8 protein-coding genes are annotated in these 12443 nt (G+C 70.1%); 3 read left to right on the forward strand and 5 right to left on the reverse strand.

What is annotated here, in order from left to right; genetic code table 11:
• Window positions 1-89: 89 nt before the first annotated feature.
• Window positions 90-2039, forward strand: coding sequence for an aconitate hydratase (locus tag ACQUQF_RS20575; RefSeq protein ID WP_435181025.1), 1950 nt, complete (start codon window positions 90-92; stop codon window positions 2037-2039).
• 257 nt (window positions 2040-2296) lie between these two features.
• On the opposite strand, the gene ACQUQF_RS20580 is transcribed toward ACQUQF_RS20575, so the two are convergent.
• Complete coding sequence (locus ACQUQF_RS20580) at window positions 2297-5326, reverse strand: FAD-binding and (Fe-S)-binding domain-containing protein (RefSeq protein ID WP_435181027.1); 3030 nt, start codon at window positions 5324-5326, stop codon at window positions 2297-2299.
• A 136-nt stretch (window positions 5327-5462) separates the two neighbouring features.
• Window positions 5463-6401 (reverse strand): D-2-hydroxyacid dehydrogenase, encoded by a 939-nt coding sequence (gene ddh / locus ACQUQF_RS20585; protein WP_435181028.1) that lies wholly within the window; start codon window positions 6399-6401, stop codon window positions 5463-5465.
• 78 nt (window positions 6402-6479) lie between these two features.
• On the opposite strand from ddh, the gene ACQUQF_RS20590 reads away from it, so the two are divergent.
• Entirely contained in the window at window positions 6480-8147 is a 1668-nt protein-coding gene (locus tag ACQUQF_RS20590; protein ID WP_435181029.1) for a thiamine pyrophosphate-requiring protein, read from the forward strand.
• A gap of 79 nt (window positions 8148-8226) precedes the next feature.
• Window positions 8227-8634: a PPC domain-containing DNA-binding protein gene (locus tag ACQUQF_RS20595; RefSeq protein ID WP_435181030.1), complete on the forward strand. Its 408-nt coding sequence runs from the start codon at window positions 8227-8229 to the stop codon at window positions 8632-8634.
• Window positions 8635-8705: 71 nt separating this feature from the next.
• Here ACQUQF_RS20595 and ACQUQF_RS20600 read toward each other — a convergent pair whose 3' ends face one another.
• From ACQUQF_RS20600 to ACQUQF_RS20610, 3 genes are all read right to left on the reverse strand, one after another.
• Window positions 8706-9977, reverse strand: a complete 1272-nt coding sequence (locus ACQUQF_RS20600) for an MFS transporter (RefSeq protein ID WP_435181032.1) — start codon at window positions 9975-9977, stop codon at window positions 8706-8708.
• Between the two features lie 88 nt (window positions 9978-10065).
• On the reverse strand, window positions 10066-11127 hold the full coding sequence (locus ACQUQF_RS20605) for an alkaline phosphatase family protein (protein WP_435181034.1): 1062 nt from the start codon (window positions 11125-11127) through the stop codon (window positions 10066-10068).
• A gap of 68 nt (window positions 11128-11195) precedes the next feature.
• Window positions 11196-12413 carry an MFS transporter gene (locus ACQUQF_RS20610; RefSeq protein ID WP_435181036.1) on the reverse strand — a complete coding sequence of 406 codons (1218 nt, stop codon included), beginning with the start codon at window positions 12411-12413 and terminating at the stop codon, window positions 11196-11198.
• Window positions 12414-12443: the final 30 nt, after the last annotated feature.

Consider the following 12443-nt stretch of genomic DNA (forward strand, 5'->3'; position numbering starts at 1 on the left):
GGGATGAGAACGGTCCGGGAGTGCCGAACCTGCGGGACGGCTGCTCGGACAAACACCTTTAACGAGGGCCCCTGAAATAGGAAGAGATCATGGGACGGACCCTCACGGAGAAGATACTCGCCGATCATCTCGTCGACGGGAAGCTCGAGACCGGCGAGGAGATCGGCATCGAGATCGACCAGGTCATCGCACACGACCTGACGGGGACGATGGTCTGGCTCCAGTTCGAGGCCCTCGACCTCGACGAGGTCCAGGTAGAGATCGCCGGACAGCACTGCGACCACCAGACCTACCAGCCGGACTTCAAGGTCTCCGACGACCATCGGTTCCTCCAGAGCGCGGCCGGCTCGTTCGGGGCGTACTTCGCCCGACCGGGGACCGGAATCCTCCACCAGGTCCACAAGGAGAACTTCGTCGCGCCCGGCAAGACCCTGCTCGGTGCGGACTCGCACACGCCGACGGCGGGCGGTCTCGGCCAGCTCGGCATCGGCACCGGCGGCCTGGACATCGCCACGACGATGGGCGGAGCCCCCTACTACATCGAGATGCCGGAGATCGTCAACGTCAGACTCGAGGGCGAGCTCCCGGAGTGGGCCACTGCGAAGGACGTCATCCTCGAGTTGCTCCGTCGCCTCAGCGTGAAGGGCGGCGTCGGCAAGGTGTTCGAGTACACGGGCCCCGGCGTCGAGACCCTCTCGGCGCACGAACGAACGGTTATCGCTAACATGGGGACGGAGCTCGGAGCGACGACTTCCATCTTCCCGGCCGACGAGCGCACCGAGGAGTACTTCCGTCGGTTGAACCGCGAGGACGACTTCCAGGCCCTCGCCCCCAGCGACGACGCCGACTACGACGACGAACTCGCGGTCGACCTCTCGGCTATCCGCCCGCTGATCGCCGAGCCGTCGATGCCCGACAACGTCGTGCCCGTCAGCGAGGTCGCCGGCACGGACGTCGACCAGGTCGTCATCGGCTCGTGCACCAACGGCGCGTACGAGGACATCCTCCCGGTCGCCAAGATGCTGGAGGGCCACGAAATCGACACGACGACCGAGATGATCGTCGCGCCCGGGTCCAAGCAGGCCTCCGAGCTGCTGACCCGCGAGGGGTGGACGGCAGAACTGATGGCTGCGGGCGCCAGCCTCTCCGAGGCGACGTGCGGCGCCTGCATCGGTGCCGGTCACGTTCCGGCGAGCGACTCGGTGAGCCTGCGGACGTTCAACCGGAACTTCGAGGGCCGGTCCGGGATGGAGGAGGACGAGGTCTACCTCTGCTCACCGGAGGTAGCCGCCGCGTCGGCTATCGCCGGCGAGATCGTCGACCCGCGCGACCTCGCCGACGACCTCGGTCTGGCGGCACCCGACCGAGAGATGCCCGAGGCGTACGGCGGGAGGACCGAGACCGACATCATCATGCCCGACGAGGCGCCCGACGACGAGCTCGTCAAGGGCCCGAACATCGGCGACGTCCCGCTCAAGGACCGGCTGGGGCCCGACCTCAGTGGATCGGCCCTCCTGAAGATGGGCGACAACATCACCACCGACCACGTCATCCCGGCGACCAAGGAGGTGTCGATGTACCGCTCGAACGTCCCGAAGCTCTCGGAGTTCACTCTCTCGCGGGTCGACGAGAGCTTCGCAGCGCGCGCGGAGGCGGCCGACGGTGGCTTCCTCGTCGCCGGCGAGAACTACGGGCAGGGCTCCTCGCGCGAACACGCCGCCCTCTGCCCGATGTACCTCGGCGTCCACGGCGTCCTCGCGCGGAGCTTCGCCCGCATCCACAAGGCCAACCTCATCAACTTCGGACTGCTGCCGCTGACCATCGACGACGGGACCTACGACAGAATCGAGCAGGGCGACGACATCGAGATCGTCGACGATGTCGCGAGTGCAGTGCGGGACGGACGGACGACGCTCACCGTGCGGGTGAACGACGAGTGGGAGTTCCCGGCCACCCTCCGGGTGAACGACCGGGAACGAGAGCTGCTCGCTGCCGGTGGGAAGCTTCCGCACACGAGGGAACAGCTCTCGGCGGACTAGTCGAACGGGGCACCGCCCCGAGCGACGGTTCTCGGTGGCTCGCTCTGCAGGCGCCGATTGCAGGCCCGACGAGCGGCGGTACTGTCAGCCCCGGAGCGACGAGGCGATCGCGTTGGTCTCTCGACGCGGCTGGCGCTCCCTCGCAACGATTCGCGGGTACCACGTGTTCTCTGTCGCCGTGTGCGGTTCTACTGCCGGCCCCCATGGTGAAACCTCATTGACATCGGTGGGTCCGAGCCCAGCGTTGCGGAGCCCGATCACTCCAACGCCGCCGCCAGCTTCTCGACGGGATGGGGCACGTCGGCGTCGTACTCGTCGCCGAGCTGGGTCCGGCAGGACGCGCCCGGCGCGGTCACGACGTCGCCCTCGCTGTCGTCGACCTGCTCGAAGAGGATACTACCGACGGCCTGGGACATCGAGTAGTGCTCGGCCTCGTAGCCGAAGGTGCCGGCCATGCCGCAGCAGCCCGAGTCCAGCGGGTCGACCTCGTAGCCCGCTCGGCGGAGCACGCCGACCGCGTGGTGGTCCTTCTTGGTCGCCTTCTGGTGGCAGTGGCCGTGGTAGGTGAGCGCCTCCGCGGGCGCGCTCCACGCCGCGTTCTCGTCGAGCCGGAACGCGTCGAGGTACTCGCAGACGCCGTAGGTGTTCGCGGCCAGCGCCTCGGCGTCCGCCGCACGGGGGCCGCCGCCCAGCAGGTCCAGATAGTCCGACTGGAACATCACGGCGTCGGAGGGCTCGACCACGACCACGTCCCAGCCCTCGTCGACGGACGACGCGAGGGCGTCGACGTTGCGCTCGGCGATGCCGCGGGCCTTCTCGACGAACCCCTTCGAGTACGGCGGCCGGCCGCTCCCGGTCACGTCCGGCATGGCGACGCGGACGCCGGCGGCCTCCAGCACCCGGACGGCGGCCTTGCCGGCCGCGGGCTTGTTGTAGTTGGTGTAGGTGTCGGGGAAGAGGACGGCCCGCCGCTCGGCCTCGCTCGCCGGCACCTGCGACCCGCCGCGCTCGTCGAACCAGTCCCGGAGCGTCTCCTGCTTGAACTCGGGCAGCGAGCGCTCGCGGGCGATGCCGACGGTCTTCTCCAGAAGCGTCCGGGCTCCCGGGAGTTTCTGGCCGGCGTTGGCGAGCGGCGCCAGCGCGCTCCCCAGCCTCGACAGCGCGTCGATGTTGGCGAAGGCGTGGTCCCGGAGGGAGGCCCCGTGGCGCTCCTTGTACGCGTGGTCGACCTCGACCTTCAGCTTGGCCATGTCGACCTCGCTCGGGCAGTCGACCGAACACCCCTTGCAGCCGATGCAGAGGTCCATCACCTCGGCCATGAACTCGACGTCGAACTGGGCCTCGTCGGCCTCCGCTCCGTTCGCCTTCGCGGACCCCGAGGTCGCGTCTCCCATCTCGTCGAGGTCGCCGGACATGGCCTGCCGGAGCATGTTGGCCCGGCCCCGGGTGCTGGTGATCTCCTCGTCGGCCGCCCGGTAGGTCGGACACATCACTCCTCCCGTGGTGTCCTGGCCGCCGCGGCAGTCCCCGCAGCCGTGACAGAGTTCGGCCATCCCCTGGAAGCCGTTCTCGTTCGCCCAGTTCAGTTCGGAGTCGAAGCCGGCGTCGAACTCGTAGTCGGGGTCGAACCGGAGGTGCTCGGTCATGTCGTGGTCGCCGCAGACGTTGCCCGGGTTGAGCAGCCAGTCGGGGTCGACCGCGGTCTTGAGGTCCCGGAACAGCTCCCAGACGTGCTCGCCGTAGAGCTTGCGGTTCCACTGGGTCCGGGCCCGGCCGTCGCCGTGTTCCCCGGACACCGACCCGCCGTACTTCACCGCGAGGTCGGTCGCGGCGTCCGCGATCGACTCCATGGTCTCGACGCCCTCCGCGTTCTTGGTGTTGATCAGCGGGCGGACGTGGATGCAGCCCGGGCCGGCGTGGGCGTAGAAGCTGCCGAACGTGTCGTGGGCCTCGAACACGTCCTGGAAGTCGGCGATGTAGGCGGGGAGGTTCTCGGGCGGGACCGCGATGTCCTCGATGAAGGCGATGTGCTTGGCGTCGGACGTCCGGGAGAGCAGGATGGGCGTCGAGGCCTTCCGCATCTTCCAGAACTTCTGCTGCTTCTCCTGGGAGAACGCCGTCAGCCCGTCGAACGCGACGTCGCCGACCCGGTCGTCGAGCAGCGCCTCGACCTTCGCCTCGGCCGCCGCGTCGTCGTCGGCGTAGAACTCCACGAGCAGGAACGTGTCGGTCCGGTCGGGCAGGATGCCCACCACGTCCCTGAAGTCCTCCAGGTCGCGCGCGAGATCGAGCAGCACGCCGTCGAGCACCTCGACCGCGGCCGGGTCGTGCTCGAGGATGGGGCCGACGTCCTCCATCGCCTCGACCAGACTGTCGTAGGTCAGCAGGCCGATGGCGGTCGTGTTCGGTACCGGTTCGAGCGAGAGCGTCGCCTCGGTGACGACGCAGAGCGTCCCCTCGCTGCCGACCATCAGCCGGGCCAGATTCACGCTTCCGGACTCCGCCTCCTCGACGAGCACGTCCAGGTTGTACCCCGAGACGTTCCGCTTGAGGCTCGGGTACGCCTCCCGGACGGTCTCGGACTCCTCGTCGATGATCCGCACCGCCTCGGCGTACAGCCGCGCTTCGAGGTCGCCGTCGGGGTCGGCCCCCTCGCGGAGTTCGTCGACCGGCGTCTCGCCGAGCGTCGTCACCGTCCCGTCGGCGAGGACGACCTCCAGTTCCTCGACGTAGGCGTCGGTCTTGCCGTACTGGAGCGAGTGAGCGCCCGTGGTGTTGTTGCCGATGGCGCCGCCGATGGCGCTCCGGTTCGCGGTCGAGGGGTCGGGCGCGAACTTGAGGTCGTGGGGCGCCAGGCGCTCGTTGACGTCCGCGAGGACCGCCCCGGGTTCGACGCGCACCTCGCGGTCGTCGGGCCGGACGTCGAGCACGTCGGTCATGTAGCGGGTGAAGTCGAGCACGATGGCCTCGTTGACGGTCTGGCCCGCGAGGCTGGTGCCGCCGCCCCGCGGCAGCACCGGGATCTCGCGGTCGGCGCAGTACTCGACCACCGCGCTGACGTCGTCGGTGTCGGTCGGGAAGACGACGCCGACGGGGGTCACCTCGTAGGCGCTGGCGTCGGTGGCGTAGAGCTGTCGGGAGTAGTTGTCGAGGCGGACGTCGCCGTCCACGAGCGATTCGAGGTCCTCGCGCAGGCCGGGCCGCTCGACCTCGCCGGACTGGTAGTCGTAGTTCGCGCGCCGGTCGCCGGCTGGCCCGGGGTCTACGGGCAGGTCACGCTTGGCCATAGATGTGTGTTGTCACGTATCAATTGGCGGCACGGGTGTAAACCCTTCGCCGGGAGCGGACGTGTCAGCGCGTCTCGACGTTCGTCTCCCGGAACCCGGACGGACCGCGTCGCTCTCACCGTCCCGCGTCGGTCTCTCACGCCACTCTGTTCCGCAGGCGCTCGCCCGACCGGTAGCGCCGGACGTTCTCCTTCACGAGGTCGGCGATGTCGAGGTGGTAGCGGTTGGTCGCCGATCCCTTGTGGGGCGAGATGATGACCTCCTCGAAGTCCCAGAGCGGCGAGTCCTCGGGCAGCGGCTCCTCCTCGAAGACGTCGAGGCCCGCGCCCGCGATCTCGCCGGCGTCGAGGGCGTCGATCAGCGCCTCCTCGTCGACGATGGGGCCCCGGGCGACGTTGATGATGTAGGCGTCCTCGCGCATGCGTCGGAACTCCGGGCCCCCGAACATCCCCTCGGTCTCCGGGGTGTGGGGCGCCGCGATGGCGACGAATCGGGCGTCGCCGACGGCCTCGTGGAGGTCGTCGGGGTCGTAGATGCGCGAGACGCCCGGCACGGACTCGTCGGAGCGCCGGACGCCCACGACGTCCATCCCGAGCGCGTCGGCGCGCTCGGCGATGCCCTTCCCGATGGCACCGAGCCCCACCACGCAGAGGCGCTCGCCGCCGAGGGTGAACGGGCGCTCGTAGTCGGGCTCGTACCAGTGGTGCTCGTTCTGGTGGTCGCGGTAGATGTGGAGCAGTCGGGCGAACGACAGCATGAAGTCGAGCGCGAGTTCGCCGACGGTCTCGCCGTGGATGCCGCTGGAGTTGGTCAGCGGGACGCCCGCCGCCTCGTAGGCGGCGACGTCGAACTCGTCGTAGCCGGCGCGAGCGCAGTGGACCCAGCCCGCGTCGAGGAACTCCGGGCGGGGCCGGTAGGTGACGACGACGTCCGTCGGGCCGTACCGCTCGCCGTCGCCGACGAGTTCGGCGGGCACGTCGAGGTCGGCGAACGCCTCGACGAAGGCTTCCTTGGGTACGACGTTCTCGACCGTCTCGTGGACGTAGAGCCGCTCGATATCGTCACGCTTTGACATACCGTACCCGTCACGCGCAACCGCTTTGAGGTTTTCGCCGCTCGTCGCCCGACGCGGCCGCATTCGTAACCATAAACGATGATAATTAACTTTACAACACCGCGGCACGCGAGTCATTGGCATGGGCGTGAGAGCGACATGGACGTGACAGAAGCGATCGCAGAGATCCTCGCTGCCGAGGGCGTCGACTACCTCTTCGGCTTCCCGTCGAACCCCCTGTTCGACACCGACGCCGTCGAGGAGGTGGGCATCCAGCCGATCGTCGTCCGCCAGGAGCGGACCGGCGTGCACATGGCCGACGCGGTGAGCCGGGTCACCGCGGGCGACGAGGTCGGCGTCTTCGCCTGCCAGCACGGCCCTGGCACGGAGAACTCCTTCGGCGGCGTCGCGCAGGCGTACGCCGAGTCGGTCCCGCTGGTGGCGTTCCCGCGGGGCTACGACCGGGCGACGACCGACGTCGATCCGAAGTTCAACTCGTTCCTCAACTACCAGCACGTCACCAAGTCCTGCGAGCAGCTCACCGACCCGGAGGCGGTCGCCGACACCGTCCGGCGCGCGTTCAGCGCGACCCGGAACGGCCGGCCGCGCCCGGCGCTGGTCGAGGTGCCGATGGACGTCTGGGACGAGGAGGTCGAGGACTTCGACTACACGCCGGCGGAGTCGTCGAAGACCGGTCCCGACCCCGGCGACGTCCCGCCCGCGGTCGACATGCTGCTCGACGCCGAGCGGCCGGTCATCTACGCCGGGCAGGGCGTCCACTACGCGGAGGCGTGGGACCCCCTGCGCGAGCTCGCCGAACTCGTCGAGGCGCCGGTCGCCACCAGCCTCAACGGCAAGAGCGCGTTCCCCGAGGACCACCCGCTGTCGCTCGGCGCGGGCTCGAAGAGCGAGCCCGGCCAGCTCGCGCACTTCCTCGACGAGTGCGACCTGCTGTTCGGGGTCGGCACCAGCCTCTCGACCACCGCCTACGGTATCACCGTACCGGAGGACAACCAGATCGTCCACTCGACGCTGGACCCGACGGATATCGACAAGGAGGTCGAGAGCGACCACGCGATCGTCGGCGACGCGAGGCTGACGCTCGAAGCGATGGTCGAAGAAGCCGACCGCCGCCTCGACGGGCCGCGCGGCCGGCGCGGCGACGTCGTCGCCGAGATCGAGGAGGTCGAGTCCGAGTGGCTCGACGTGTGGCGACCGAAGCTCGAGTCCGACGAGACGCCGATCAACCCGTACCGGGTCATCAACGAGCTCACCGAGGTCGTCGACGCCGAGGACGCCATCGTCACCCACGACGCCGGCAACGCGCGGGACTTCCTCGCGCCGTTCTGGGAGTCGACCGAACCCCTGAGCTACGTCGGCTGGGGGAAGACGACCCAGCTCGGCTACGGGCTCGGGCTGGCGATGGGCGCGAAGCTCGCCCACCCCGACAAGCTCTGCATCAACGTCTGGGGCGACGGCGCCATCGGCATGACTGGCCTGGACATCGAGACCGCGGTCCGGTACGACATCCCGATCCTCTCGATCCTGCTGAACAACTACGAGATGGCGAGCTACGACACGCCGTTCGGCGGCGACTGGGCGGCCGTGGCCGAGGGGCTGGGCGCCCACGCCGAGCGCGTCGAGGACCCCGACGAGATCGCCGACGCCATCGAGCGCGGCGTCGAGAAGACCGAGGAGGGGACGCCGGTGCTGCTGGAGTTCATCACCGCCGAGGAGACCGAGCTCTCCCGGCCGGACCTGGAGTGAGTCCCGGGTAGCTCGCGCTCTCGTTTTCCGGACGAGCGGAAAAACGAAGTAGGGCGTAGCCGTCGTGACGAACGCACACATGGACCACGTACGCGAAGGCGACCGGATCGTCGTCCGGCTCGACCCCGGCGAGGAGGTCCTCGACTCGCTCGAGGAGCTCCGCGAGGAGTACGACATCGAGAACGGGTTCCTGTCGGCCATCGGCGCGGTCGACCGGGTCACGCTGGGCCACTACGACACCGAGGACCAGGAGTACAGCGAGGAGGAGTTCACCGGCCAGTTCGAGGTGACCAGCTTCCTCGGCAACATCGGCCCGGACAAGATCCACACCCACATCCAGGTCGCCGACGACTCCTTCGAGTCGCTGGGCGGCCACTGCTCGGGCGCGCGGGTCTCGGGCACCTTCGAGATCATCGTGACGCTGGGCGAGACGCCGCTCACCCACCAGCTCGACGAGCGGACCGGGCTCGACGTGTTCGACATCTAGCTGGCGGGCCACCAACTGGGGTCACTGTCCGGTCGGCCCGAACCGCACTCGAACGGGCTTAGGGCGAACAGTTAGTCCGAGCCGAAGCACTTCGACGATGCCCCCGACTCCGGCGCGAACCACGAGAGGAGGAGGCCGAGTCCGGTCAGCGCGGTCGCGTAGGCGAACGCGAACAGGTACGCGTCGGTGGCTTCGATGAGGGCGCCCGCGACCAGCGGGGCCGAGAACGCGCCGGAGATGCCCGCCGTCGTCAGGAACGCCAGCGCGGTGCCCGTGATCTCCGCTTCCACGACCTCCTGGACGTAGCTGTACACGACGCCGAACGTGAGCTGAACGACGAATCCCGCGACCACCAGCGCCGCGACGATCACCGCGAGCACCCTCGTCACCGCGATGAGGACGACCAGCGGGAGCGACACCAGGAACGCCGCCCGGAGGACCGGCAGCCGCCGCCGGTCCAGCAGCCGGTCCGAGATGACGCCCCCGCCGGCCCGCGAGAGGACGCCCATCGCCGGGAACAACGCCGTCAGCAGCCCGCTCAGCTGGGTCGAGAGCGCGAACTCCCGGGCGAGGTACGACGGCAGCCAGCTGTTCAGGAACAGGTAACAGGAGTAGGCGGCGAACGCCATGGCGCAGCCGTACCACACCACCGGGCGTTTGAGGACGGCGGCGAAGTTGGCCCGCACCGACGCGGTGTTCGTCTCCGGGTCCACCGCGAGACCGCGTCTGCCCGCCGTGAGCAGCGCGAACGCGACGAGCGAACCGAGAATCATCACCGGGAAGTTCGCGTGCCAGCCGAACCGCGCCGCGACGAGCGGCCCCGAGAGCTGACCGAGTGCGAACCCGGCCGGAGCGCTCGTGATGAAGACGCCGATGGCCGTGCCGCGGTTGGCGTCCGAGACGGCCCCGCCGACCAGGTTCGTCGACGCCGTCCAGATGACGCCCACGGCGACGCCCGCGACGAGCCGCGCGGCCAGCAGCGACGCGAACGCGCCCTCACGAGCGGCCCACCAGCTCCAGCCGCCGGCGAGCACGACGATGCCGGTCCCGGCGGCGATCATGCGATAGTCGCCGAGCCGGTCTATCCAGACCCCGAGCGCGAAGTTCGTGACCGCCCACGAGGCGGGGACCGCGCTCACCAGCCAGACCGCCCTCGTCGTCGTGACTCCGAGCCCGGCGGCGACGGTGGGGAGCACGCTGGCCGGCGCGATGATGTAGTGGTGGGTCGCCGCGGTCAGCAGCCACGTGCCGACGAGACAGGCGACGAACGCCCGCCGGTCGCGGAGGTCGCGGTGGACCGCGCGCAGACGCACCGTCATGCTGTCGGCGTTGCGAAGCCGCACGTTACGACGCTCCCGTTGACGTCGGGCCGCGGCTCGTCCCGTTTTCTCCGGCGCAGTGGTCGCTCGTGCATCGTTCCGGTGTCACGGGCTATTCGAGCGCCGGGAACGCGTCGACGTTGTACTCGAGCGTCGCGCCCGTGGTCGTGACGTAGGGCACCTCGCGCTCGTGGTGCGAGCCGTGCGACCGCAGGTCGACCTCGCCCCGGACGCCGTCGTCGACCGGGCCGAACACCGACGACTCGGTGCCCAGCACGAGCGCGTCGCCGACGGCGTCGGCCGGCAGCCGGAACCGCTCGGCCGCCTCGTCCGTGGGGAGGACCTCCTCGACGCCGTCGACGTCGCGGAGCCAGTCGAGGTCGGCCGCGTCCCCGTCGCGGAGGTAGACGTACGCCGCTCCGCCGAGGTTCTGGTGGTGATAGGTGTGCTCGTCGGTGATGAGGCGGACGACCTCGGCGTCGAGCCCCTCGCGGTCGAGCGCGGCGTCGAGGTCGACGCAGACCGACTTGTGGTTCATGCCGTGGTCGGCGGTGGCCACCAGCGCGTCGCCGCGCTCGGCGAGCGCGGCCACGCCGTCGTCCATCTCGCGGACCCACTCCTCGGCCGCCGGCTCGCCGGGACCGTGCTTGTGGGGGATGACGTCCGTCGTGGAGACGTAGAGCGCGTCGAGGTCGCGGGTATCGAGCAGGTGGACCGCGGCGTCCAGCAGCCAGGCGCTCGCCCCGCCGGAGTAGATGCCCGGCGGCTCCCCGACGGCGTCCGCGAGCCAGTCGGGCGGGTTCTCGGCGCTGGCCGCGACCTCGCAGTCCTGGCCGACCATCTCGACCAGCTTGTCCTTCGCGACCAAGGCGGCGACCGTCTCGCCGGCCGCGGCCCGGCGCTGGAGCACGGTCTCGCAGCGCAGGTGCGACGGGTCGTTCATGAACGCCTGCTCGTCGCGCTCGGGGTCGTAGTAGGTGTTGCCCGTCAGGCCGTTCTCCGCCGGGAACGCGGCGGTGACGATGCCGACGTTGTTCACGTTGGTGAGGCTCGGCACCAGCCCCTCGCAGGTGCCGCCGCTCCCCTCGTCGGCGATGCGGTCCCAGCCGGGGGTCTCGGTGGCGGCGAGGTACTCGGGGTCGAAACCGTCGAGGCATGCGACGACGTGCGTCATGTGGTATCGAATAGCTGGCGCGGCCAGGTACAAATAGCTTCGTCGGGATCACCCTTCCCATCCCGTTCTCACTCGCCCGCCACCGCGGGGTCGTCCGGCCCGGGCGAGGCCCGCCGGAGCCGCCGCGAGAGCAGCCCCAGCGAGGCGAGACCGAACACCGCCCCGAGCGCGAGCGTCGGGAACGCCCAGGCGTAGCCCGCGGCGTCGAGGGCCGCCCCGAAGACCACCGGCGAGACGACCGTCGCGCTGAACCCCACAAGAGTCTGAACCGAGAGCGCGACGCCGACGTGCTCGTCGGCGACCACCTCGGTGACCGCGGTCGAGGTGGGCGAGCTGTCGGCGGTCAGCAGCGCACCGTAGACCAGCAGGAGCGCGGTCAGCGCTGGCAGCGACAGCATCCCGCCGAGGCCGCCGATGACCGCGCTGATGCACGCGGTGGCGCCGAGCACGACCAGGACGGTCGGGATCCGGCCGACCGAGTCGCTGGCCCACCCGCCCAGCAGGTTGCCGACGCCGCCCAGCGACATCATCGCGCCGGTCAGGAGGCCGGCGAGCACCTGGGAGTTCGACGCCCCGGCGACCGCGGGCGTGACCACGAGGAACGCCGGCATCCAGTTGCGGACGCCGAACACCTCCCACGTGTGGCCGGCGTAGACGCCCACGGCGTACCGGTACGCCCGGTTCGAGAGGAAGCTCCGGTCGAACCGGAGGTCGCCGACCGCGGCGTCGGGGTGGTCGCGAGCGAACGCCAGCATCAGGGGACCGGCGACCACCGCGCCGACGCTCGTGGCGCCGATGCCGATCCGCCAGTTGACCGCGGCGGCGATCGACGACGAGAGCAGGAACGAGAGGCCGGTGCTCAGCGAGAACGCGCCGGTGTAGACGCCGAGCGCCTTCCCGCGCACCGACTCGGGGTACCACTCGCTCAGGAACCGCATCCCCGGCACGTACACGCCGGCCATGCACGCCCCGGCGAGGAACCGCAGGCCGACCCCGGTCCAGAATCCGCCGGCGACCGCGGCGAACGCGAGGCTCGCCAGCCCGGTGCCGGTCGCGCCGATCGCGACGACGCGGCGGGTCGAGAACCGGTCGGCCGCCAGCCCCGCGGGGACGATGGCGACGACGTAGCCCGCCTGGAACGCCGCGAACAGCGCCCCCGCCTGGACGCCCGAGAGCGACCAGGCGTCGACGATCTGGGGCAGCAGCGCCGAGTAGTTGAACCACACCAGCACCGACAGCAGGAGGACGGTGCTCGCGACCGCGAGCGCCCTGGTCCGTTCGCGCATCGTCGTTGTGACCTCCGCGGCGTCGCCGTG

Source organism: Halorussus sp. AFM4, from assembly GCF_051194995.1.
In the GTDB taxonomy this organism is placed as follows: Archaea; Halobacteriota; Halobacteria; order Halobacteriales; family Haladaptataceae; genus Halorussus.